The organism is Pedococcus sp. P1_H8 (genome assembly GCF_056405175.1).
On record NZ_JBFUCP010000014.1, the window covers coordinates 1 to 22728 of the forward strand.

The 22728-nt window shown below is 70.3% G+C and carries 21 protein-coding genes and 1 pseudogene; 5 read left to right on the forward strand and 17 right to left on the reverse strand.

The genetic code is table 11. The features are described from left to right. Window positions 1-510: pseudogene (locus AC1DYG_RS17325) on the reverse strand (hypothetical protein); the annotation flags it as partial. A gap of 81 nt (window positions 511-591) precedes the next feature. After that, window positions 592-1389: a hypothetical protein gene (locus AC1DYG_RS17330; RefSeq protein WP_477641116.1), complete on the reverse strand. Its 798-nt coding sequence runs from the start codon at window positions 1387-1389 to the stop codon at window positions 592-594. A 234-nt stretch (window positions 1390-1623) separates the two neighbouring features. On the opposite strand from AC1DYG_RS17330, the gene AC1DYG_RS17335 reads away from it, so the two are divergent. After that, the gene (locus AC1DYG_RS17335; RefSeq protein ID WP_477641117.1) at window positions 1624-2196 is read left to right on the forward strand and encodes a DinB family protein; all 573 of its coding nucleotides are present in this window, start codon (window positions 1624-1626) and stop codon (window positions 2194-2196) included. A gap of 93 nt (window positions 2197-2289) precedes the next feature. Here the strand turns inward: AC1DYG_RS17335 and acnA are convergent, their stop codons facing one another. The 3 genes from acnA to AC1DYG_RS17350 form a co-directional block, all read right to left on the reverse strand. After that, window positions 2290-5097 (reverse strand): aconitate hydratase AcnA, encoded by a 2808-nt coding sequence (acnA, locus tag AC1DYG_RS17340; protein WP_477641118.1) that lies wholly within the window; start codon window positions 5095-5097, stop codon window positions 2290-2292. Between the two features lie 176 nt (window positions 5098-5273). Next, window positions 5274-6572, reverse strand: a complete 1299-nt coding sequence (locus AC1DYG_RS17345) for a class I SAM-dependent RNA methyltransferase (RefSeq protein WP_477641119.1) — start codon at window positions 6570-6572, stop codon at window positions 5274-5276. After that, on the reverse strand, window positions 6569-8602 hold the full coding sequence (locus AC1DYG_RS17350; protein WP_477641164.1) for an APC family permease: 2034 nt from the start codon (window positions 8600-8602) through the stop codon (window positions 6569-6571). The genes AC1DYG_RS17345 and AC1DYG_RS17350 overlap by 4 nt, the downstream gene beginning before the upstream one ends. A gap of 55 nt (window positions 8603-8657) precedes the next feature. Between AC1DYG_RS17350 and AC1DYG_RS17355 the strand changes: the two genes are divergently transcribed. Continuing rightward, window positions 8658-9326 carry a potassium channel family protein gene (locus AC1DYG_RS17355; protein ID WP_477641120.1) on the forward strand — a complete coding sequence of 223 codons (669 nt, stop codon included), beginning with the start codon at window positions 8658-8660 and terminating at the stop codon, window positions 9324-9326. A 26-nt stretch (window positions 9327-9352) separates the two neighbouring features. Beyond that, complete coding sequence (locus AC1DYG_RS17360; RefSeq protein WP_477641121.1) at window positions 9353-10036, forward strand: potassium channel family protein; 684 nt, start codon at window positions 9353-9355, stop codon at window positions 10034-10036. 13 nt (window positions 10037-10049) lie between these two features. Here AC1DYG_RS17360 and AC1DYG_RS17365 read toward each other — a convergent pair whose 3' ends face one another. The 5 genes from AC1DYG_RS17365 to AC1DYG_RS17385 form a co-directional block, all read right to left on the reverse strand. After that, complete coding sequence (locus AC1DYG_RS17365; RefSeq protein WP_477641122.1) at window positions 10050-10757, reverse strand: DUF3159 domain-containing protein; 708 nt, start codon at window positions 10755-10757, stop codon at window positions 10050-10052. Continuing rightward, window positions 10747-11166, reverse strand: coding sequence for an OB-fold nucleic acid binding domain-containing protein (locus tag AC1DYG_RS17370; protein ID WP_477641123.1), 420 nt, complete (start codon window positions 11164-11166; stop codon window positions 10747-10749). The genes AC1DYG_RS17365 and AC1DYG_RS17370 overlap by 11 nt, the downstream gene beginning before the upstream one ends. Before the next feature lie 8 nt (window positions 11167-11174). Continuing rightward, complete coding sequence (locus AC1DYG_RS17375) at window positions 11175-12047, reverse strand: DUF3710 domain-containing protein (RefSeq protein ID WP_477641124.1); 873 nt, start codon at window positions 12045-12047, stop codon at window positions 11175-11177. A gap of 7 nt (window positions 12048-12054) precedes the next feature. Then, on the reverse strand, window positions 12055-12549 hold the full coding sequence (gene dut / locus AC1DYG_RS17380) for a dUTP diphosphatase (protein ID WP_477641125.1): 495 nt from the start codon (window positions 12547-12549) through the stop codon (window positions 12055-12057). An 84-nt stretch (window positions 12550-12633) separates the two neighbouring features. Next, a complete protein-coding gene (locus AC1DYG_RS17385) occupies window positions 12634-12933 on the reverse strand; it encodes a DUF4193 domain-containing protein (protein ID WP_056920802.1) in 300 nt (99 codons plus the stop codon). A 346-nt stretch (window positions 12934-13279) separates the two neighbouring features. Here AC1DYG_RS17385 and AC1DYG_RS17390 point away from each other — a divergent pair, with 346 nt between their 5' ends. Next, the gene (locus AC1DYG_RS17390) at window positions 13280-13465 is read left to right on the forward strand and encodes a hypothetical protein (protein ID WP_477619130.1); all 186 of its coding nucleotides are present in this window, start codon (window positions 13280-13282) and stop codon (window positions 13463-13465) included. Window positions 13466-13486: 21 nt separating this feature from the next. Here AC1DYG_RS17390 and AC1DYG_RS17395 read toward each other — a convergent pair whose 3' ends face one another. From AC1DYG_RS17395 to AC1DYG_RS17405, 3 genes are read right to left on the reverse strand one after another with little or no spacing between them, the layout of a single operon-like run. Further along, entirely contained in the window at window positions 13487-14356 is an 870-nt protein-coding gene (locus AC1DYG_RS17395; RefSeq protein WP_477641126.1) for an inositol monophosphatase family protein, read from the reverse strand. A gap of 2 nt (window positions 14357-14358) precedes the next feature. Next, entirely contained in the window at window positions 14359-15477 is a 1119-nt protein-coding gene (locus AC1DYG_RS17400; RefSeq protein ID WP_477641127.1) for a ferrochelatase, read from the reverse strand. A gap of 13 nt (window positions 15478-15490) precedes the next feature. Continuing rightward, window positions 15491-16126 carry a trimeric intracellular cation channel family protein gene (locus AC1DYG_RS17405; RefSeq protein ID WP_477641128.1) on the reverse strand — a complete coding sequence of 212 codons (636 nt, stop codon included), beginning with the start codon at window positions 16124-16126 and terminating at the stop codon, window positions 15491-15493. 127 nt (window positions 16127-16253) lie between these two features. Here AC1DYG_RS17405 and sepH point away from each other — a divergent pair, with 127 nt between their 5' ends. After that, the gene (gene sepH / locus AC1DYG_RS17410) at window positions 16254-17426 is read left to right on the forward strand and encodes a septation protein SepH (protein WP_477641129.1); all 1173 of its coding nucleotides are present in this window, start codon (window positions 16254-16256) and stop codon (window positions 17424-17426) included. A gap of 22 nt (window positions 17427-17448) precedes the next feature. On the opposite strand, the gene AC1DYG_RS17415 is transcribed toward sepH, so the two are convergent. From AC1DYG_RS17415 to AC1DYG_RS17430, 4 genes are read right to left on the reverse strand one after another with little or no spacing between them, the layout of a single operon-like run. Next, entirely contained in the window at window positions 17449-18123 is a 675-nt protein-coding gene (locus tag AC1DYG_RS17415) for a thymidine kinase (protein WP_477641130.1), read from the reverse strand. An 11-nt stretch (window positions 18124-18134) separates the two neighbouring features. After that, complete coding sequence (locus AC1DYG_RS17420; protein WP_477641131.1) at window positions 18135-19283, reverse strand: alkaline phosphatase family protein; 1149 nt, start codon at window positions 19281-19283, stop codon at window positions 18135-18137. A 46-nt stretch (window positions 19284-19329) separates the two neighbouring features. Then, on the reverse strand, window positions 19330-19986 hold the full coding sequence (locus AC1DYG_RS17425; RefSeq protein WP_477641132.1) for a DUF5998 family protein: 657 nt from the start codon (window positions 19984-19986) through the stop codon (window positions 19330-19332). Between the two features lie 59 nt (window positions 19987-20045). After that, entirely contained in the window at window positions 20046-22712 is a 2667-nt protein-coding gene (locus AC1DYG_RS17430; protein ID WP_477641133.1) for a bifunctional acetate--CoA ligase family protein/GNAT family N-acetyltransferase, read from the reverse strand. Between the last annotated feature and the right edge of the window lie 16 nt (window positions 22713-22728).

Sequence of the window (22728 nt, forward strand, 5' to 3'; positions counted from 1 at the left end):
GGCCGACACCGGAGCCGCCGCCGGAGCGGTGACCTGGTTGCCACCACCCGTCGCGTCCTGACCCGAGGTCGTGTCACCAGCAGTACCGGTCGACGAACCAGTCGACGAACCAGCCGGGGCCGACGTCGTCGAGCCCGAGGACGAGGAGTCCCCCAGCACCGACACGGCGTTGCCACTGGCCGACACCGGAGCCGCCGCCGGAGCGGTGACCTGGTTGCCACCACCCGTCGCGTCCTGACCCGAGGTCGTGTCACCAGCAGTGCCCGTCGACGAACCAGCCGGAGCCGACGGTGCGGCGGTCGTCGATCCGGAGGTTCCGGAGTCGCCGACGACCGAGATGGAGTTGCCCGTCGGCGTGACGGGAGCGACGACGGACGTTGTCGCCTGGTTGCCACCCAGGGCGCTTTCGGCGCCCGTGGTTTCATCGGCCGAGGCTTGTCCTGCGAAGAACAGGATGCCGCCCCCGACCACGAGGGCTACTTCGAGCCCTCGACGCAGATATGCATGCATGGTCTTTCCTTCCTGATCGTGCTGTGTCGCCCGCAACGCGGGCATGGCTCGTGGGCACCTGCCACAGGCGCCAGAGCAGCATCAATCAGGTCGAGAACCGGGCTGGGCCGACAGTCCCCGAGGAACCCGCCAGTCCGAGGAGCTGGATCCCGACAGGGTGAGGCGTGGAAGAGCGATGGCCGGGCCGATCGAGGCAACGTCGGCAGAGGACGCTCCCCCACCCGGGTTGGGTACCGAGTTGGTCGGAGGCATCGGGGACTGCGGGAAGGGGAACGGCTCGGGCGCGTCCGCTGGCTCTGGCGCGGCCGAACGCGGCGACGTGTTCACAGCTGCGGCGGCCCGCCTGCCGGTGCTCGACACGTCCGCGTCGAAGGACGCCCGCGCCAGCCGCCGCGAAACGGTCGAGAGGGTCGCCTCTGGTGGTTGATTCCTTTGTGTCGCAGGCGAATCCGCAGAACGATGGTCCGTCGCCTGGTCCAGTGCGCCCAGCTCCGGGAGCTTCACGGGAAGCGGCGCCTCCGACGGATCGGGCAGTGGCACGTCCACGAGTGGATCACGACCCACGACGGGGACTGAGTCCGCCACCGTCACCACTGCATCGGCGACCACGACCACCGGCGCTTCGAGCGACGGAACCGCTGCGGCGACGGCCTTCAGCGACTGCGCGGCAGCATCCACGGTCTCCGTGGCCGGCGTCTTCACCGGCTTTGCGACCGAGGCGACGAGCGCGGCGGGCGTGGCGGGTCTGGCGGGTGTGGCGGGTGCGGGACGCTCGGCCGCGTCGGCCTGCGCAGCGGAGAACAGGACCCAGACGAGGCACAGGAAGGCAGCGCCGAAGAACAGCCTCAACAGGCTGCCGACGCGTTGCGTCCCCCGCATGTAGTCGTCCCCAAGCTCCCCGGCCCAAGGTCGTTACTCCCCGTCAGTTGAGCATGGATCACCGTGGTGCGCAACCGGTGGCCGGGACAAACCCGCAGGTCAGGGGCTGACCCCAGCGAGTTCTGGGTCGGTTCGAACCTGCACTGGAACGGTCCGACCACCGCCTCACGACCACCTCTGTGCCCTTCCCGATTGAGGTCAGGAAGTGACCGCATTCCGCCCTAGCCTGAACCCATGAGCCAGACAATCGAGACCCTGTCCACCGCCCCATCGTCGAACGCCGGCGCGGGCGAACGAGCCGACCTGCTGGAGTCGCTGCGCAAGCACCGTGGCTTCCTCCGCTTCGCCGTCAAGGAGCTCACCGACGACCAGGCGCGCACCCGGACGACAGTCAGCGAGCTCACCCTCGGGGGCCTCGTCAAACACGTCGCCGACGTCGAGGCACAGTGGGCGACGTTCATGGTCGAGGGCAGCGGGTCGGCCCCGGACATCGACTGGGAGTCGATCGACTGGGCGAACCCGCCCGCCGAGGTGGCCGCCTTCGCGGACTCGCACCGCCTGCTCGCCGGCGAGACGCTCGCCGGCCAGCTCGCTCGGTACGAGGAGGTCGCGCGACACACCGACGACCTCGTGCGGACGCTCGACCTGGACACGGCCCACGAGCTGCCCAAGGCGCCGTGGTTCGAGCCCGGGGCCACCTGGTCGGTCCGCCGGACGGTGCTGCACATCCTTGCCGAGACGTCGCAGCACGCGGGCCACGCCGACATCATCCGGGAGTCGCTCGACGGTCAGAAGACGATGGGCTGACCTGCGACGACGCGGCCCCGGCCACCATCGTGGTGTCCGGGGCCTCGCAGCCACTCACGCGGCATACCGAAATCGGTTGCGGCGCGGCAGGACTCAGCTGTTGACGAGCGACCGAAGGACGTACTGCAGGATGCCGCCGTTGCGGTAGTAGTCGGCCTCGCCGGGGGTGTCGATGCGGACGACCGCGTCGAACTCCACGGGGTCGGCACCGTCACGGACCGCGGAGACCTTGACGGTCTTGGGGGTCGAGCCCTCGTTGAGCGCCGTGATGCCCGAGATCGAGATCGTCTCCGTGCCGTCCAGTCCGAGCGAGTCGGCGGACTGCCCCGCCGGGTACTGCAGCGGGATCACGCCCATGCCGATGAGGTTGGAGCGGTGGATCCGCTCGTAGCTCTCGGCGATGACGGCGCGGACGCCGAGCAGGCGGGTGCCCTTGGCGGCCCAGTCACGGGACGAGCCGGAGCCGTACTCCTTCCCCGACAGGATGACCAGCGGGACACCGGCCTCCTGGTAGGCGGCGGAGGCGTCGTAGATCGTCGTCTGCTCGCCAGCCTTCGCGGAGGGAGTGTCGACGAAGGTCTTGGTGAAGCCGCCCTCGACGCCGTCCAACAGCAGGTTCTTGAGCCGGATGTTGGCGAACGTCCCGCGGATCATGACCTCGTGGTTGCCGCGTCGTGAGCCGTAGGAGTTGAAGTCCTTGCGGTCGACGCCGTGCTCGGCGAGGTAGGTGCCAGCGGGGCTGTCGGCCTTGATCGAGCCGGCCGGGCTGATGTGGTCAGTCGTGACCGAGTCACCCAGCCTGGCCAGGACACGGGCGTCGTCGATGTCTGTGACCGGCGTGGTGTCCATGGACATCCCGTCGAAGTACGGGGGCTTGCGCACGTAGGTCGAGTCGTCGGCCCAGTCGAACGTCTTGCCCTCAGGCGTGGGCAGCGACCTCCAGCGCTCGTCGCCGGCGAACACGTCGGCGTAGTCGCTGGTGAACATCTCCTTGTTGATGCTCTCGGTGATGGTCCGCTCGACGTCCGCCGGAGCCGGCCACAGGTCCTTGAGGAACACGTCGTTGCCGTCGGTGTCCTGGCCCAGCGGCTCGGCGTCGAAGTCGAAGTCCATCGTGCCGGCGAGCGCGTAGGCGATGACCAGCGGCGGAGACGCGAGGTAGTTCATCTTCACGTCCGGGTTGATCCGGCCCTCGAAGTTGCGGTTGCCCGACAGCACCGAGACGACGGCCAGGTCGTTCTCGTTGATGGCGGCCGAGATCTCGTCGCTCAGCGGGCCGGAGTTGCCGATGCACGTGGTGCAGCCGTAGCCGACGAGGTGGAAGCCGAGCTTCTCGAGGTAGGGCCACATGCCGGCCTTCTCGTAGTAGTCCGAGACGACCTTGGAGCCCGGCGCCATCGACGTCTTGACCCACGGCGCCACGGTCAGCCCGCGGTCCACGGCGTTCTTGGCCAGCATCGCGGCGGCCATCATCACCGACGGGTTGGACGTGTTGGTGCAGCTCGTGATCGAGGCGATCGAGACGATGCCGTGGTCGATCTCGAAGGTCGCCCCCTCTGCCGAGGTGACGCTCACCTTCTTCGTGGGCCGGCCCGAACCGTCACCCTCGTAGGCCGGCTTGTCGCCGCCGTTCGTGCCGTCGGTGCTGCCCTGTGGCGACGGGTCGCTCGCCGGGAAGCTGGTGGCCGCGCCGGCGTCGCCCTCGTGGTGCGCGACGTAGGTCGGCAGCACCTTGCGGAAGGCGTCCTTGGCGTCGGTGAGCGCGATGCGGTCCTGCGGGCGCTTGGGACCGGCGATCGACGGGACGACGGTCGACAGGTCGAGCTCGAGCCGCTCGGAGTAGCGCGCCTCGGGCTGGTCGGGCCCGGCGTGCAGCCACATGCCCTGCTCCTTGGCGTAGGCCTCCACGAGGGCGACCGACTCGTCGGACCGGCCGGTGAGCCGCAGGTACTCCAGGGTCACGTCGTCGATCGGGAAGATCGCACACGTCGAGCCGAACTCGGGGCTCATGTTGCCGATCGTGGCGCGGTTGGCCAGCGGCACGGCCGAGACGCCCTCGCCGTAGAACTCGACGAACTTGCCGACGACGCCATGGCCGCGCAGCTGCTCGGTGATGGTCAGCACCACGTCAGTTGCGGTCGCGCCGGCCGGGATGGACCCGGACAGCTTGAAGCCGACGACGCGCGGGATGAGCATCGAGACGGGCTGGCCGAGCATGGCCGCCTCGGCCTCGATGCCGCCCACCCCCCAGCCCAGCACCCCGAGGCCGTTGACCATGGTGGTGTGGGAATCGGTGCCGACGCAGGTGTCGGGGTAGGCCACGCCGTCACGGACCATCACGGTGCGCGCGAGGTGCTCGATGTTGACCTGGTGGACGATGCCCGTGCCCGGGGGCACGACTTTGAAGTCCTCGAACGCGGTCTGGCCCCAGCGCAGGAACTGGTAGCGCTCGCCGTTGCGCTGGTACTCGATCTCGACGTTGCGCTCGAACGCGTCGGCGCGGCCGAAGACATCGATGATGACCGAGTGGTCGATGACCATCTCGGCCGGGCTGAGGGGGTTGATCTTGGCCGGGTCGCCGCCGAGGTCGGCCACGGCCTCGCGCATGGTGGCGAGGTCGACGATGCAGGGGACGCCGGTGAAGTCCTGCATGAGGACGCGGGCCGGGGTGAACTGGATCTCGGTGTCCGGGTCGGCGGTCTCGTCCCAGGCGCCGAGGGCCCGGATGTGGTCGGCGGTGATGTTGGCGCCGTCCTCGGTGCGCAGGAGGTTCTCCAGCAGCACCTTCAGGCTGTACGGGAGGGTCTCGTTGCCCTCGACCGCGCTCAGTCGGTAGACCTCGTAGGAGTTGTCACCGACCTTGAGCTCACCGTGGGCGTTGAAGCTGTTCGTGCTGGCCACTGCCTGCTCCTTCGATGCTCTGGGATCGATGCTGTGAGGACGCACCGATGTCGTGCCCGATGCGTGCTCGATTTATCTTGACGTCAAGATATCATGTCGGTCAGGCCTGTGCCTGATCCTGCTCCACCGGCGCGCGCAGCGAAAGTGGAAGCGGGTGGTCGCCCTCGGCGACACCGTCACGCACCGGCTCTCTCGAACAGGGCGATGCACTCGACGTGGTGGGTCATGGGGAAGGCGTCGAAGGCACGGAGCTCGGCCAGGCGGTACCCCGCCTCAGCCAGGAAGGCCGTGTCCCGGGCCAGCGCCGAGGGGTCGCAGGCGACGTAGGCGATCGCCCTGGCCTCCAGCGCCGCCACCTGGGCGGCGACGTCGCGACCGGCTCCCGTGCGCGGTGGGTCGAGCACGACGAGATCGGCGCGCAACGGCAGCAGCGGATGCCGGCGGAGCTTGCGCGCACGCTGGGCGCGGTTGCGCGCGGGACCCGACCGGTGCGCCCGCGGCACACCGAACGCGTCGTCCACCCGCGCCCGCACCACGACCACCGACGGGTATGCCGCGAGGTTGCCCGCCGCCGAGGCGACGGCTTCGGCGTCGGACTCGACCGCGACGACCTTGCCCGACTCCCCCACCCGCTCGGCCAGGACCGCGGCGAACAGTCCGACGCCGGCATACAGGTCGAGAGCGGTCTCGCCCGGCTGGGGGGCGAGCATGCCGGTCACGGTGTCCACAAAGGTCGCGGCCGCCCCGGGGTGGACCTGCCAGAAGCCGCGCGCCGACACCTCGAAGGTGCCCGAGAAGCTGTGTGCCGCAACGCGCTCCGTGACGACAGGAGCGTCCGCCTCGCCAGACGGGACAGGCACCACGACTGCGTCGCCTTCGGACGGTGCCGCGACGTCGACGGCCACCTCGCCGGACCACTCCTGCGCCAGCACCCCGGTCGCCAGGACACGCGGGTCCGCGATGAGGCACGACTCGACGGGGATGACCTCGTGCGACCGACTCCCCCTCAGCCCGGCCCGACCGGCATCGTCGACGGCGAACTCGACCCGGGTGCGCCACCCCAGCCCGGCCTCGTCGCCCGGCACCGGTTCCACCGCGACGTCGACGTCCTGCCTGGCGAGCCGGGAGAACTGCTCGCGGACGACGGCGGCCTTGAGGTCGCGCTGGTAGGACAGCTCCGCGTGCTGGAAGTCGCAGCCGCCGCACAGGCCAGGCGCGGCATACCGGCAAGGCGGGGCGACCCGGTGCGGGCTTGCGTCCAGCACCTCGACGCAGTCGGCCCGCACGAACCGCTGGCCCTCGCGCGCCTCGGTGATCTGCGCGTGGACGCGCTCCCCCGGGAGCGCGTGACGGACGAAGACGACGCGACCCTCGTGCCGGGCCACGCAGAAGCCGCCGTGGGCGACCGGTCCGATGTCGAGCACGACAACGTCGCCGACGGCGAGGGCAGCGGCTGTGGTCGGAGGCGTGCTCACTGGCCGAGTCGGACCGAGCCCGCGGTCGGGCCGTCGAACCGCTCCTCGGCGCCCTGGGAGGAGGCCAGCTGCCAGGGGACGCTGGCCACCATGACACCGGGTGTGAACAGCAGCCGGCCCTTGAGTCGCAGGGCGCTCTGGTTGTGCAGCACCTGCTCGTACCACTTGCCCAGGACGTACTCCGGGATGTAGACGACGACCACGTCACGGGGGTGACCGGACCGCAGGGACTTGACGTACTCGACCACCGGACGGGTGATCTCGCGGTAGGGCGAGTCCAGGGCCTTGAGGGGTACGGGGATGTCGCGGCGGTCCCACTCCTCCTGCAGCGCCTTGGTCTCGTCCGGCTCCACGTTGACCGTGATGGCCTCGAGCTTGGACGGCCGCGTGGCACGGGCGTAGGCCAGCGCGCGCAGGGTCGGCTTGTGGATCTTGGAGACGAGGACGATCGCATGCACGCGGCTCGGCAGCAGCTGGGCGTCGAGGTCGTCCTCGCTGAGGCGCAGCTCGTCGCGCACGCGCTCGTAGTGCTTGCGGATGCGCAGCATGATGAAGAAGATCACGACCATCGCGGCGATCGCGTAGCCCGCACCATGGGTGAACTTGGTGAGCAGCACCACGACGAGGACCACACCGGACATGGTCGCGCCGATGGCGTTGATGACCCTGCTGCGCATCATCTTGCGTCGTTCGGCGCCGTCGCGCTCCAGGCGCAGGTGCCGGTTCCAGTGCCGGATCATGCCGGTCTGGCTGAGGGTGAACGACACGAAGACGCCGACGATGTAGAGCTGGATGAGCTTGGTGACCTCGGCGTCGTAGATGACGATGAGGAGCGCGGCAGCCCCCGCGAGGATGAGGATGCCGTTGGAGAAGGCCAGCCGGTCGCCGCGGGTGTGCAGCTGACGAGGCAGGTAGCCGTCCTTGGCCAGGATCGAGCCGAGCACCGGGAAGCCGTTGAAGGCCGTGTTGGCGGCCAGGATGAGGATCAGCCCCGCGACGATCGAGACGATGATCACGCCCGGGTGGAAACCGGAGAACACCGCCTGGGACACCTGGCCCATGATCGTGTCCTGGACGTAGTCGGCGGGGACCGGTTTTCCGTTGGCCTGCAGCAGCTGGGTGTGGGGGTCCTCGGCGAACTTGATGCCGGTCCACTTCGCCAGCACGAGCATCGACATCAACATGGTGATGGAGACCAGGCCCATGAGCAGCAGCGTGGTCGCGGCGTTGCGGGACTTGGGCTTCTCGAAGGCCGGAACGCCGTTGGAGATCGCCTCCACACCGGTGAGCGCCGCACAGCCCGAGGAGAACGCGCGCAGGAGCAGGAACATCATGGCGAAGCTGCCGAGGGACGCGAAGCCCTTCTCGGGAGCGAGGGTCAGCCCGGCGCTCTCGGCCTGCGGCAGCGTCCCGCCCACCTCGCGGATCAACCCGACGACGCCCATCCCGAGGACGCTGACCATGAAGGCGTACACGGGTATGGCGAACGCCTTGCCGGACTCGCGCACGCCACGCAGGTTCATGGCCGTCAGCAGCGCGACCAGGCCGACCGCCACGATCACCTCGTGGCCGCGGATGAAGGGCAGCGCCGCCGCGGCGTTCTGCACCCCCGACGAGATGGACACCGCCACGGTCAGCACGTAGTCGACCAGCAGCGCCGCGGCCACCGTCAGGCCCGCCTTGGGCCCGAGGTTGGTGGTGGCCACCTCGTAGTCGCCACCACCCGAGGGGTAGGCGTGGACGTTCTGCCGGTAGGACGCGACCACGACCAGCATGACGCCGACCACGCACAGCCCGATCTGCCACGAGTGGGTCAGGGCGAGGAAGCCGCCCGCCAGTCCCAGGGTCAGGAAGATCTCGTCCGGCGCGTAGGCGACCGACGACAGAGCGTCGCTCGCAAAGATCGGGAGGGCGAGCCTCTTGGGGAGGAGGGTCTCGCCCAGTCGGTCACTGCGCATCGCGCGTCCGACGAGCACGCGCTTGACGACACGTCCAGAGGTGGGCACGGCCAACACTCTAGGGCGCACCATCCACGGCTGCGCGGCGCCCTGCATGCGCCTCAGGCCGCGGTGTAGCGTCGGCGTCGTGCACTTCGTCATCATGGGCTGCGGCCGGGTGGGCTCCTCCCTCGCGCTCAGCCTCGAGAGTCAGGGCCACGACGTCGCGATCATCGACCAGGAGGAGTCGGCGTTCCGTCGGCTGGGGTCCGCCTTCGAGGGTCGCAGGGTCACCGGCGTGGGGTTCGACCGGGACACCCTGCACGAGGCCGGGATCGCCGACGCCTACGCGTTCGCGGCCGTCTCGAGTGGAGACAACTCCAACATCCTCGCCGCCCGGGTGGCCCGCGAGACCTTCGGGGTCGAGCACGTCGTCGCCCGCATCTACGACCCCGGTCGCGCCGAGGTCTACCAGCGGCTCGGCATACCCACCGTGGCGACGGTCAAGTGGACGGCCGACCAGATGCTTCGCCGGCTGCTCCCCCAGGGGCACGTCCCCGAGCTGGTCGACCCGTCCGGCAACGTCGTCATCGCCGAGGTGACGGTCAACCCCGCCTGGGTGGGCCACCGCATCAGTGAGCTCGAGGAAGCCACTGGCAGCCGCGCGGCCTACCTGACGCGGCTGGGTGCCGCGATCCTGCCGGGTGCCGACAGCGTCTTCCAAGAGGGTGACCTGCTCCACCTCGCGAGCCTCGCGACGGAGCTTGCCGCCGTCGAGCGCACCCTCGACGCGCCGCCCGTCGTGACCGAGCACTGAGCCAGACCGAGCCAAAAGGAACCAGCATGCGCGTCGTCATCGCCGGGGCAGGCAGCGTGGGCCGCTCGATCGCCCGCGAGCTCCTCCACAACGGCCACCAGGTGCTCCTCATGGACCGGGAGCGCAAGGACGTCCAGGCCAGCAAGATCCCGGATGCCAACTGGCTCCTCGCGGACGCCTGCGAGATCACCGCCCTGCACGAGGCCGGGCTTGCCGAGTGCGACGTGGTCGTCGCGGCGACCGGTGACGACAAGGTCAACCTCGTGGTGTCCCTGCTGGCCAAGACCGAATTCGGCGTGCCCCGCACCGTCGCCCGCGTCAACAACCCAAAGAACGAGTGGATGTTCGACGAGGCCTGGGGCGTCGACGTCGCAGTGTCGACACCACGCCTGATGACCGCACTGGTCGAAGAGGCCGTCAGCGTCGGCGACCTCGTGCGCATCTTCCAGTTCCAGCAGGGCAAGGCCACGATGGTCGAGCTGACCCTGCCACCGGAGAGCCCCTATGCCGGCAAGCGCGTCGGTGACGTGGCGTTCCCCGGCGAGACCGTGCTGGTGGGGATCATCCGCGAGGACCACCCCATCGCCCCCAGCCGGGACGACTCGCTCGAACCGCACGACGAGCTGCTCTTCATCTCGACGCCGGAGTTCGAGGACGAGCTCGAGGCGATGCTCAGCCCCGGTCAGCGAGTCCCGCGCAACGAGGAGTGAGCCGAGCCCCGGCTCAGGCCCGCAGCTCGGACTCGCCCGATGCCACGGACTCCTGCGTCTCGTCGGAGTCGTCGAGCTCGGCAGGGGTGTGTCCCTTGACCAGCAACAGGCCCATCACGCCGACGCCGGCCAGCCAGAGGGGCCACCCGAGCACGACCTTCGCCACGCCCAGGAGAGCCACCTGCCCGGCGACGTAGAGCGGCACCATGATGAGCAGCCGCACGACGAAGAGGGCGACCAGGACCAGCGTGAGCCGCTGGCAGACCCTGACCAGCCCGCGGTCGCGGTGCCAGCCGACCGGGTCGTCGGCCATCCGCGGGTCACCGGCGCCGACCATGAAGCCGACAAGGGGCCAGCGGACGACGACCGAGACCGTCGCCACCGCGAGCATCACGGCATTCCAGATGATGCCGGGCAGGAAGGCGTCCTGCGCCCGCCCGCTGCGCAACGCGAAGAACGCCGCGATCGCCGTGGGGAACACCGCGGAGAGGACGTACTGCAGACTCTGCCGCTGCACGACTCGCAGCACGGCGAGGATCACCGTCACCACCACGGAGGCGACGATGGCGGTCATCAGCTCCTGGCGCCACACCCACAGGACGACGAACGCCACGGTGGGCAGGGCAGTCTCCACGGAGCCGCGCCAACCGCCCAAGGCGGTGGACAGGCGATGCCGGATGAGCTCCTCGACGGTGGTACCGGCAGCGGGTTCAGTGAGCACGCAGCGGGACGATCTCGTAGGAGGGGTTGAAGATCGTGGGTATGCCGCGCGTGTAGGTCACGCGCCCGTGGGCGCGCAGGTAGGTGCCTGGCTGGATGCCGCCGATGGTCCTGCGCCCCAGCCAGATGAGGTTGATCGTGCGGCTGCCGTCGTAGAGGTCGATGACCAGCGCGGGGACGTTGACCCGGGGGCGCAGGGTCACCGCGCGCACGGTCCCCGACACGGTCGCCTCCTGGCGATCCTGGAGGTCGCACATGGGGGTGCAACCCATCCTGGCGGCGTCCTCCTTGAGCTCGTCGGCCTCGATCTGGGTGACCGACTTGGTCAACCTCTCGCCGAGTCGCGACAACGCCGACTTGCGGCCGTGCACAGGGTGAGGGGCGACGGTGGTGGGCTGCTTGGTGGCCATGACGTTTCCTACCTGACCTCGGTGATCTCGGGGCCTCGCTCGAAGGGCTTGAGGTCGTCGACGTGTCCGGCTGCCCGCTGCGCGTCGGCACTCTCGGTGTCGGACGGCGATCCGTTGGCCAGGGCTGCGTCGGTCTCGGGCACCTCGATCTGCTCGGGGAGCTTGAGCAGCAGCATCTCCCGGGGCGCCATCGCGCCGTCACCACGGACGACGACCGTGCTGCGCACCACGTCGAGCAGGGGTGCGGCAGCCTCCTCCTCGATGGCGGCACGGCCGGAGAAGACCGCGCGAAGGAACCAGCGTGGACCATCCACACCGGCGAAGCGGGCTGGGGCGAAGACGGTGCGCCCGTCGGGGCCGGCCGAAGGCATCCTGGTGCGCAGCTCGGTGCCGAACGGACCGCGGGCCTCGTCGGCGGTGCCGCCCTGGGCCAGGATCGACTCGGCGATCTCGGCGCGGATGTCGTCCCAGATCCCCATCGTCCTGGGGGCGGCGAAGGCCTGGATCTGCACCGCGGAGTCGCCGATGACGGCGGTGGCGCCCACCACCTGGTTGGCCGCCTCGTCGACCTCCAGACGCAGTTCCATGCCCGGGACCCCCTGGATGCGCAGGGCACCGAGGTCCAGCCGTCCGTCGCCGTCGAGCTCGACCTCCGAGGAGTCGAACGGACCCTGGACGCCCGGCCGCTCGACCGCACCGGCCGCCTCGACCTCGTTGACCGCGCTCTCGCGGGCCGCCTGGTCGGTCAGGACCCCGGCGCCCTCGGCGTCGGCCGCATCCTGTGCGTCGTCGGAGTCCGTCCAACCCGCGGGGTCGACGGACTGGTCGAGGTCCGCCACGTCGGTCGCGTCGGTGTTCTTGCCTCGTCGGAAAATGCCCACTGGTGAGTCAGTCCTTCGTTGTCTGGGTGTGGTCGCCGAAGCCGCCACTGGCACCGTGTCCAGTGTCACCCCGCGAGGTGGCTTCGAGCGAATCAACCTCGAGGAACTCCACTCGCGCCACCTGCTGGACCACCAGCTGGGCGATGCGGTCGCCGCGACGGACGGTGAACGCGTCGCGCGGGTCGAGGTTGATCAGGTTGACGAGAATCTCGCCGCGGTAGCCCGCATCGACGGTGCCGGGCGCGTTCACGATGCTGATCCCGTGCTTGGCCGCGAGGCCGGAGCGGGGGTGGACGAGGCCGACCCAGCCGTCGGGAATGGCCAGCGCCACTCCGGTGGGGACCAGGCTTCGCTCCCCCGGCTCGAGGGTGAGGTCGGCGGCGGCGCACAGGTCTGCTCCTGCATCGCCCGGGTGGGCGTAGGACGGCAGCGGCAGCCCGGCGTCGAGGCGGCGCACACCGACCGAGACCGTCGATGGCGGAACGAGAGAAGGGCCAGTCACGTGGACTGACCCTATCTCTGCGCCGAACGTCCCCGTGCCGCGGATCGTGTCACCCAGGGGGCCGCTCACGGTGTCACCGGTCACCTACGCGGCGCACTCCCGGCACACCATCTGGCCGCCGGACTCGGAAGCCAGCTGGCTGCGGTGGTGCACGAGGAAGCACCTGGAACAGGTGAACTCGTCGTACTGGCGCGGGATGACCCGCACGGAGAGCTCTTCGCCGGACAGGTCCGCACCGGGCAGCTCGAAACCTTCGGCCTGCTCGGTCTCGTCGACGTCCACGCTGGAAGCGCTCTTGTCGACGCGGCGGGACTTCAACTCCTCGATCGAGTCCTCGGACAGCTCGTCGTCGGTCTTGCGCGGCGCGTCGTAGTCAGTCGCCATGGTCGCTGTCGCTCTCCCTGTTGTGTCGGTGATCTGTGTCTCCCCGTGCCTCGGAAAGACGAGTCGCCGGTGTTAACGCTGGTGCCTGCGGTTTTGTGCCCACCGCAGGCGGGGATTGTGCCCTATCCAGCGCGCCACGTCACCATCGGGTCCAGATTCGGACCCCCAGCGCCTTCGCGACCCCCTGCGGGACGTGCCAAGCCGCGGCCAAGTCATGGTCTGGGTTCACCCAAGATTCACCCAGATCGGGCAGCCCCAACTCCCACGAATGGCGGTTGTACCCGTAGAGTCCTCACCTCCGGCCCGGCCGACCCGACTCGTGAAACGACGAAGAGAGGGGTGCACGATGACCGAGTTCCACTCCGAGATCACCCAGCGCGCGACCCGCGCAGCGCAGTCCCTGCGCACAGCCCAGGAGTCCGGCGACGACTACCTCGCCTCCGTCCGTGAAGCAGAGCTCGAGAGCCTGGCCCGCCTCGCGGACGAGCACGGCCTGCGTATCCCCGAGCTCACCAACTACAGCGCCGCCTGACCCGCCGGGGCACCGCGTGGGCTAGCTGCCCATGACCTCCGTGCCCGCCCGCTCCGTGGCGCGGAGCACCACCTCGTGCAGTTCGGTATGCAGCGTGGCCGCCGCGGCGACCACCATCGCTTCGCTGGGTGGTTCCGAGCCGAGGCCGGAGAACACGCCCCCGGCTTCGGTGAGCACCAGCCAGGCCGCGGCCATGTCCCAGGAGTTCAGCCCCCGCTCGTAGTAGCCGTCCAGACCCCCCGCGGCGACCGCGCAGATGTCCAGCGCGGCACTCCCGATCCGGCGGATGTCGCGGATCTGCGGCAGGACCTCCAGCAGCACCCGGGCCTGCCAGTCGCGTCGCAGCGGGTCGTAGCCGAAGCCGGTGCCGACCAGCGCATGACCGAGCTGGGTCGGGCTCCCGATCTCCAGTCTGGTCGCGCGTGCGGCCCCGACGCGCAGCCAGGCCCCCGAGCCGACCCGTGCGTGGAACAGCTCACCGGTGACCGGGTTGACGACTGCCCCTGCCACCGGTCGCCAGGCCCCCGGCGTGGTCGGGTCGCCGACGACGGCGGCCACGGACACGGCATACGAAGGGATGCCGTAGAGGTAGTTGACCGTGCCGTCGATGGGGTCGACGACCCAGGTGATCTCCGAGCGGCTGTCCGTGCCGCCCTCCTCCTCGCCGAGGAAGCCGTCCTGGGGCCGGGCTTCGTGCAGGCGCGAGCGCAGCAGGTCCTGGGCCCTCTGGTCCATGATCGTGACGACGTCGGTGGCAGTGCTCTTGGTCTTGGCGACGCTCAGGTTGGCGGGACGGTCGTCGACGACCAGCCGCCCCGCCTCCAGGCACACCTCGACGGCGAGGCGCTCGAGGGTCTCGAGGGTGGGGGCGTCCGGTGCGTGCAGGTCCATGGTCAGTCCCGCCCGCACAGAGCCGGCCTGGCGTCACGCAGGTTGGGGCAGCACCCGGGGGCGCAGGTGGACGGCATGGCTTCGCGCCCCGGCCAGGCGGGCGTCGCCGGTTCCTCGCCGCGCGCCTGGGCGGCCCGCTCCAGGACGAGGTCGACCAGTCCGGAGACGAACTCCGCGTCGACCCCCACCGTGGGCACACGCACGAGGCGCAGCCCGAGCCGCTCCGCCGTGGCGGCAGCCTCGGTGTCGAGGTCGTAGACGACCTCCATGTGGTCGGAGACGAATCCGACGGGTGCCACGACCACCACGGACGCTCCCTCTTGCGCCAGCTCCACGAGGCGGTCGTTGACGTCGGGCTCCAGCCACGGCTGCGCGGGGGGCCCCGATCGCGAGCAGAAGACGAGCTCTCCCGTGAAGTCGGTGTCGAGGGTCGCGTTCACCTCGTCGGTGATGGCGGCCCCGAGGGCGATGTGCTGTCGGCTGTAGGCGTGGCCCTCGGCGTCGCCGGGGCCGGACGTGTCGTCCATCGCCGTCGGGATCGAGTGGGTGACGAAGAGCAGCCGGATTCCGGCAGCCTCCGCCCCGTCGCGCAGGGCACCTCGCACCGCTTCGGTGACCAGGCGGGTGTTCGCGCGGGCGAAGCCCGGGTGGTTGGAGTAGGGACGGACCTTGTCCAGCTCGATCGCCATCCCTGCCTCGGCCACCGTCTGCTGCGCAGCAGCCAGGTCCTCGCGGTACTGCCGGCAGGAGGAGTAGCACGAGTAGGCGCTGGTGACGACGGTGACCAGTCGCCGCAGGCCCTGGTCATGCGCCTGCTCCAGGGCCTGCGCCGTGAAGGGGGTGAAGTTGCGGTTGCCCCAGACGATCGGGGTGTCGATCTCGCGCCGGTCGAGCTCGGCGCGCAACGCGGCGAGCAGCGCTCGGTTCTGGTCGTTGATGGGGCTGCGGCCGCCGAAGCCGTAGTAGTGCTCCCCGACCTCGAGCAGCCGCTCGTCGGGGATGTTCTTGCCTGCGGTCACCGTGCGCAGGAAGGGCAGCACGTCCTCAGGCTTCTCGGGTCCACCGAAGGAGAGCAGGAGGATGCCGTCGTACGGCTCGAGGGGTCCTTGGTCGGTGGTCACGTCAGCGAGCCGTTCATGTGTGGTCTCCAGTGCGAAGGGGCTTGGGGGCGTGGACGTCGAGGATGACCGCCACCATCCGCATGCCGAAGACGAGGGCGACACACCCCCAGATGACGAACGGGTTGATGGCGTCGAAGTGATGGGCCGTGACAATGAGGACCGAGCCGAGCAGGGCGGGTAGGGCGTACATCTCGCGACGCAGCACCTCCGGCACCTGTCCCGCCAGCACGTCGCGGACGATGCCGCCGCCGACCGCGGTGATGCCTCCGACGAAGACGGAGGTGAGCGGGTCCATGCCGGCGCCCAGCGCCTTCAACGAACCGCCGATGGCGAACACCGCGAGCCCGGCTGCATCGAGCACGCGGACGAAGCGCGAGATCCGCTCGACGCCCGGGTGGTAGAGGAAGGTCACGAGCCCGGCGACCAGTGCGGACGTCAGGAGTCGCCAGTCGGAGATGCCCACCGGCGGCAGCGCGCCGATGAGGATGTCGCGCATCACGCCGCCCCCCAGCGCCGCCGCCCCCGCCAGGACGAGCACCCCGAACAGGTCCAGGCGCTTCTTCACCGCCACCAGGCCACCGGACAGCGCGAAGGCGAACACCCCGACGAGGTCGAGTGCCAGTTGGAGGTGTGCGTCGAAGGTCAGCATCGCGAGGTCAAAACTACCGTTGCGGCGTGGGCGCTTTCGCCTCGACCTCGGGGATGGCAGAGTCAGCAGCACGGTGCCCGATCCACGAGCGAGGACGATACGGGGGACCATGCCGATACTGGAGACGATGGCAATGCGGGATTTGCGGCTGATCGGAGTGCAGGAGGACGGCCAGCACCTGTTGCTGTCCGATACCGAGGGGGAACGCTTCCGGGTCGAGCTCGACGAACCGCTGCGCGCAGCCGCACGTCGCGACCGGCCACGGCTCGGTCAGCTCCAGATCGAGATCGACGGAGGCATGCGTCCCCGCGAGGTCCAGGCCCTGATCCGAGGCGGTCTGTCGGCCGAGGAGGTCGCCGAACGCTCCGGCTGGCCGGTCGAGAAGGTGCACCGCTACGAAGGCCCGATCCTCGCCGAACGTGAGTACGTCGCCGGGCTGGCTCGCGCAGTGCGACTTCGCGGGCGCAGCGCCAGTGGCGCCAGCGCCCCGACCCTGTCCGCACGGGTGAGCCAGCGGCTGTCCGGACGAGGGGTGGACCCCGGCTCGGCCGAGTGGGACGCGGCGCGCAGCACCGACGGCGACTGGACCGTCATCCTCACCTTTCCCGCCGGTGGCCGCGAGCGTCAGGCTCGCTGGTCCTTCGACGTGCACGCCCGCACCGTTGCCGCCGCCGACGACGAGGCCCGCTGGCTCAGCGAGGAGGACGTCTCCGGGACCACCTCCCCCCTGCCGGCCCCCCACCTGGTGTCCGCACCAGTGCGCACGACGACCGTCTACGACGTCGAGGCCGAGGGCGGTGTCGGGTCGGCGCGCCACACGTCCCCCCGCGGTTCGTCGTCCTCCTCGACCGACGAACCGCTTGACCTGATGTCGGCGATGCGTGAACGCGCCTCGCACCGTGGTCGGCCGCGTCGGCGCAAGAACCCCCCGACACACACCCCGGTCGACGACGCGCCCCGCCACGACGCCCTCCCCCTCGAGGACCTCGCCTACGACCCCGAGTCGATGCCGCCGCCGCCGGGAGCAAAGGGCCTGCACCCCCTGGACGACCCCGACAGCAGCATCGGTGACGACGTGCTGCCGGCGGTCCCCCAGCCGCAGGCCAGTGATCCCGAACTGGCGGACCTGCCCGACGTCGAAGCGGACGTCGACGCGGAACCAGAGCCCGAGGTCGAGGCCCCGCAGGACCCGGCGCCGCGCAAGGCATCAGCTGGGGCTGCCGGGGCTGCCAAGAGACCAGCTCGCCGCAGCGTGCCGAGCTGGGACGACGTCATGTTCGGGGCCAAGCCCCGCGACTGAGGTCGCGGTCCGAGACCTGCGTTCAGCCCTGCGGCACCGGACAGACGTCGAGGTCGAAGGGCAGGACGTCGGGCGAGGCAGCGGCGGCGCGCGCGGCTGCGGAGTTCATCCGGCGCATGAAGTGACGGCGGCAGAGCACTTCGTACTCGACGAGGGTCTCGCTGCCGGGCTTGGTGTCGCCGACGACGACCTGCTCGCCCTCGACCACCATCACGCCGTCCACGACGCGGGCGTTGTGGGTGGCACGGCGGCCACACCAGCACAGGGCCTGCACCTGGAGCACCTGGACCTGGTCGGCGAGCTCGATCATCCTGCGCGACCCCGGGAACAGCTGGGTGCGGAAGTCGGCGGTGATGCCGAACGCGAACACGTCGATGCCCATCTCGTCGACGAGCTTCGCGAGCTGCTCGACCTGGGCAGGGGTGTAGAACTGCACCTCGTCGCAGATGAGGTAGTCGACCCGCAGCCCGCTCGTGGCCCGCTCGACCACGGCCTCCCAGAAGTCGAGGTCGTCACTGACCTCGTGGGCGGCCGTTGCCAGCCCGAGCCGGGAGGAGAGCACGTCGGTGCCGGCGCGGTCCAGCTTGGTGTAGATCAGGCCGGACCTGCCGCGCGCCTGGTGGTTGTGGTCCATCTGGAGGGCAAGGGTCGACTTGCCGCAGTCCATGGTCCCGGAGAAGAAGACGAGCTCAGCCACGAGAGGACACCTTAGGCGTTGTCGCGCGCCGCGACGTGGAACAACGGCACGGCGGACTCCTCGGGTGTCAGCGAGCCGTGCAGCCCGAGCAGCGCCAGGAGCTGTGGCCGGGCGCGCCGGGAGTCGACGATGGCGAAGTTGTCCCGCATCGCGACGACCAGATCGCCGATGCGTGGCCGGTTGACCTCGCTGACCGGTCCGAACCAGCCCTCGCGGGTTGCCTCTTCGCGCGTCCGGATCCAGGCGCGCTCCCCCACCCTGGCCGCCCAGGTCTGCGCGACGTCAGCGGCCGCCCCGTCCTCGCAGTAGAGCTGGAGGGCGCGTGGCTCGCCACCGACGTGCCGGATGCCGGCGGCCAGCTCGTCGTCGTGGGCCAGGTCGATCCGCAGGGCGTGCGGAGCATCCACCATGCCGTGGTCGGCCGTGATGTACACCGCGGTGTCGCTGGGCACCGATCGCACCAACCGGCCCAGCTCGGCGTCGATGGCCTCCAGCTGGTCACCCCACTCCCAGGACTGGCAGCCGTAGACGTGGCCGACCTTGTCGAGCTCGCCCCAGTAGAGGTAGACCAAGGAACGGGTGCTGGACCGCACCGCCTCGAGCGTGGCGTCGACGCGGTCCCCGAGAGTGTCAGCCGCGCGAAACCTCCCACCCCGCAACGCGGCTCGCGTCAGCCCTGACCCGTCGAAGAATCCGGGGCCCACGCGGGTGACCGACACCCCGGCCGCCTCGGCGACCTCGAAGACCGTCTCCTGGGGCTGCCACGTGAGTGGGTCGGGGCCGTCCTCCCAGGAGAGCTCGTTGACCAGGCGGTCCTCGCCGGGCACCAGCACTTCGTATCCGAGCAGCCCGTGCGACCCCGGGGGCAGTCCCGTGCCGAACGTCCCCATCGACGTCGCCGTCGTGGCGGGGAAGCCCGCCGTGATGCGGTATGCCGCGGGCAACAGCGAGCGCAGAAAGGGAGCGTGTCCGCCACGTCGCCTGATCAGCTCGTAGCCCAGGCCGTCGACGAGGACGACAACGGCACGACGCGCCTCGGGCAGCTCGAGGTGGGCCGAGGCGGCATACCTGCGGACACCGAGGCTCACGGCGACGGCGGGCAGCACACCAGCCAGTCCGGCCTCGTCGTAGTGGGGTGGGAGCAGGCCCGCGTGTGGCATCGGCTAGGGCATCGCCTTGGGCCGGTCCTCGACAAGGAGGGGCACGTCAGCTGCCGATGCTCGCCGACAGCTCCCGCGCGAAGCTGAGGGCCTGCTGCAGGGCCGTCTCGCCCTCGGCGTCGGCGCTGATCCGCAGCGAGATGTCGTCGGAGGCCACGCTGCCTTCGTAGCCGTGGTCGGCCTCGCAGTCCGGGTCGGCGCAGGTGGCAGGCATGAGGTCGATGCGGCTCACCGCCCCCCAACCCAGCGTCAGGGTGATTTCACGGCCCAGGGATCCGGGCTGGTACTCCTGGGGGCGGGCCACCACGTGGGTGATCATCACCCCGCGCACGGCCGACAGCGGGACGCTCTCGGTCGTGGCCGTCGCGACGTCCTCGTGGCCCGGACGTTCGTCGGTGTGGTCGTCGGCGTGCGCGATGACCAGGCGCGACGTGGTGAGGGCGAGCACGGTGATGTGGCGACGCACCACGTCGTGGTCGAACGTCGTCTCCTGGTGGACCAGGTGGGAGACGACCTCTTCGCCACCCAGTGCCGCGTGGACGACGTCCGCCACCAGCGCCGGGTAGTAGCCGGCTCGCTCGATGGCCCGCGTGAGGTCGACGGGCAGCGGTGCCGAGGTGCCGTTGGAGGCGGCACCGGGTGCGGAGGCACTCGGTGAGGCGGCGCTCTGTGAGCCGGCATTCTGGGGTGAGGTGGAACCCATGGGGCCATCTTGCCCTAGGGAGTCCAACCGCGCTCCGGCCAGGTCGCGAGTCAGCGTGCCTACGTCAGGGTGCGACGCCCCGGGTCCTTGCGCCGCGGGGTCGGGGCGAGGGTCACCTCCGCACCCAGCACGTCGACGCCCCCGACCTGTGCATTGACCGGGTTCAGGACGAGGCTGGCCACCTCGGGCAGGTTGTCGGCGAGCACCGACACCCGAGCGATGAGGTCGGCCAGGGCGGCGCGGTGCACGGGGGCGGCCCCGCGGTGGCCGTGCAGCATGGGCGAGGCCTTGACCGACGAGATGAGGTCGGACACGTCCACGTCCGTCAGCGGCGGGATCCGGTGACCGATGTCGCCGAGCAGCTCGGTCGGCGGACCCGCGATGCTGAACGAGACGACCGGGCCGAACAACGGGTCCTCGTCGGTCCGCACGACGCAGGAGACGCCCGGTGTGGCCATCCGCTGCACCACGAAGGAGTTGGCCGACATCGGCGCCAGCCGCTCGTTCAGCCCGTCGAAGGCCTGGCGCAGCTGCGCCTCGGTGCGCAGGTCGACCCGGATGCCACTCAGCCCCGGCGAGTGACGCATGAGCGGCGCGACCGACTTGATGACGACCGGGTAGCCGATCACCCCCGCCGCGGCGACGGCGTCGTCGACCGTACGGGCGGGCACACTGCCCCACACCTCGATGCCGTAGGAGGCGAGGAGCTCGGTGACCTCCTGGAGGGTCAGCCGCCGCCCTTCGGGCGACTCCTCGAGGACGCGCTCGACGAGCTCCTCGGCCGCCTCACGGTCGATTCCCGCCGGACGGACCGCGACGCCGCGGTCGCGTGCCCGCCACTCGGCATACCTCGTCGCGGCGGCGAGGGCGCGGACGGCGTCCTCGGGCATCGCGTAGGCGGGCACCACGGTGGGCCGTCCGTCGGCAGCGGTGCCGGACAGGCGTTCGAGGACTCCGCGCATGCCGAGGAACGTTGCCAGACAAGGCTTCTCGTGCTTCATGGAGGCATCGAGAACAGCGGTGGCAACGTCCTCGTCGGGGGTCACCAGTGGTGGGATGAAGCAGGTGAGGACGCTGTCGACCTCGGGGTCGGCGAACGCGTCGGCGAGAGCCTCCGCGAAGTGCTCGCCACGGGCGTCGCTCGGCAGCGACACGGGGCCGTGGGCAACCTCGAGCCCCCAGCTGATGCAGGCCTCGGCAGTGAGCGCTCCGAGGGCGTCCGAGTTGCCGACGATGGCCACCCGGTTGCCCCGGGGCAGCGGTTGGTGGGCGACGAGCTGCGCGACATCGAACATCTGGTGCACGTTCTCGACCCGGATCACCCCGGCCTGGCGCAGCATCGCGTCGAAGGCCTCGGGGCGGACCCGCGTCGAGCCCGCCCGGTGCCCGGGCGGGACGCCGTACGACGACACGCCGGACTTCACGACGATCACCGGCTTGGTCGAGGCCAGCCGCCGCGCGATGCGGGAGAACTTGCGCGGGTTGCCCATCGACTCGAGGTAGAGGCCGACCACGTCGGTGCTCTGGTCGTCGATCCAGTACTGCATGAAGTCGTTGCCCGAGACGTCGACCCGGTTGCCTGCCGATGCGAACACCGAGATGCCCAGCCCACGACGGGCGGCAGAGGCCAGGACGGCGATCCCGAGGGCACCGCTCTGGGCGAACAGCCCCAAGCGCCCGGACGGCGGCAGCTCGGGTGCCAGCGAGGCGTTGAGCCGGACCGCGGGGTCGTTGTTGATGACGCCGAACGAGTTGGGTCCCAGCACCCTCATGCCCGACTCCCGGGCCGCAGCGAGGAGCTGGGACTGCAGCTCCTCGCCGTGCGGGCCGGACTCGGCGAACCCGGCACTGACGACCAGCAGGGTCCTGACGCCCGCCTGGGCACAGTCGGCGACGACGTCGAGGACCTCCCCGGCAGGCACGGCGACGACGGCGAGGTCGACTTCGTCCGGGATGTCGGACACGCGCGCGTGGGCGGGGAGCCCGAGGACCTCCATCGCCTCGCGGTTGACGGCGTGGACGACACCGTTGAAGCCGGCCGCCATGATGTTGGCCAGGATGTGGTGGCCGATCGAGTCGGACCGGCGGCTGGCGCCGACCACCGCGATCGAGTCGGGGAACAGCACCGAGCGCATGCTCACCGACTCGGCCCGGTGCTCGCGGGAGAGCCGGACCGCTTCGGAGCGTTCGGTGGGCTGGATCTGGAAGGTCAGCGAGACGACGCCATCCGCGAAGTGGCGGCTCACCTCGTAGCCCGCGTCCGAGAACACCGAGATCATCTTGCGGTTCTGCGGCAGCACCTCGGCGGTGAACTCGTCGACCCCCGCCTCCCAGGCGATGACCGCGAGGTGCTCGAGCAGCACCGAGCCGATCCCCTTGCCCTGGTAGAGGTCGGAGATGTTGAAGGCCACCTCGGCGCTCGTCGGCGTGATCCGGTCGTAGCGGCCGATGCCGATGATGGCGCCGCGCACGGTCGCGACGAGGGCCACCCGGTCGTGGTAGTCGACGTTGGTGAACCGGGTGACGTCGCGGTCGCTGAGCTGTCGCAGGGGCGCGAAGAAGCGCATGTAGATCGACTCGTCGGACTGGCCGGCGTGGAACCGGTGGACCGCGTCGACGTCGCTGGGGGTGATCGGCCGCAGGTGGGCCACGGACCCGTCCCGCAGGACGACGTCGGCCTCCCACTCTGCCGGATAGCCGGCCGGAAGCGCCGAGGCCTCACTCATGGGCGAAAGCATGTCA

Excerpts from the sequence above, each read along its gene's own strand:
- AC1DYG_RS17390 (WP_477619130.1), top strand. The coding sequence starts at position 13,280 with ATGACCGAGTTCCACTCCGAGATCACCCAGCGCGCGACCCGCGCAGCG.
- AC1DYG_RS17370 (WP_477641123.1), bottom strand. The coding sequence starts at position 11,166 with ATGGCCACCAAGCAGCCCACCACCGTCGCCCCTCACCCTGTGCACGGC.
- sepH (WP_477641129.1), top strand. The coding sequence starts at position 16,254 with ATGGCAATGCGGGATTTGCGGCTGATCGGAGTGCAGGAGGACGGCCAG.
- AC1DYG_RS17430 (WP_477641133.1), bottom strand. The coding sequence starts at position 22,712 with ATGAGTGAGGCCTCGGCGCTTCCGGCCGGCTATCCGGCAGAGTGGGAG.
- AC1DYG_RS17350 (WP_477641164.1), bottom strand. The coding sequence starts at position 8,602 with ATGGTGCGCCCTAGAGTGTTGGCCGTGCCCACCTCTGGACGTGTCGTC.
- AC1DYG_RS17425 (WP_477641132.1), bottom strand. The coding sequence starts at position 19,986 with ATGGGTTCCACCTCACCCCAGAATGCCGGCTCACAGAGCGCCGCCTCA.
- AC1DYG_RS17330 (WP_477641116.1), bottom strand. The coding sequence starts at position 1,389 with ATGCGGGGGACGCAACGCGTCGGCAGCCTGTTGAGGCTGTTCTTCGGC.
- AC1DYG_RS17420 (WP_477641131.1), bottom strand. The coding sequence starts at position 19,283 with ATGCCACACGCGGGCCTGCTCCCACCCCACTACGACGAGGCCGGACTG.
- AC1DYG_RS17335 (WP_477641117.1), top strand. The coding sequence starts at position 1,624 with ATGAGCCAGACAATCGAGACCCTGTCCACCGCCCCATCGTCGAACGCC.
- AC1DYG_RS17360 (WP_477641121.1), top strand. The coding sequence starts at position 9,353 with ATGCGCGTCGTCATCGCCGGGGCAGGCAGCGTGGGCCGCTCGATCGCC.
- AC1DYG_RS17405 (WP_477641128.1), bottom strand. The coding sequence starts at position 16,126 with ATGCTGACCTTCGACGCACACCTCCAACTGGCACTCGACCTCGTCGGG.
- AC1DYG_RS17385 (WP_056920802.1), bottom strand. The coding sequence starts at position 12,933 with ATGGCGACTGACTACGACGCGCCGCGCAAGACCGACGACGAGCTGTCC.
- AC1DYG_RS17395 (WP_477641126.1), bottom strand. The coding sequence starts at position 14,356 with ATGGACCTGCACGCACCGGACGCCCCCACCCTCGAGACCCTCGAGCGC.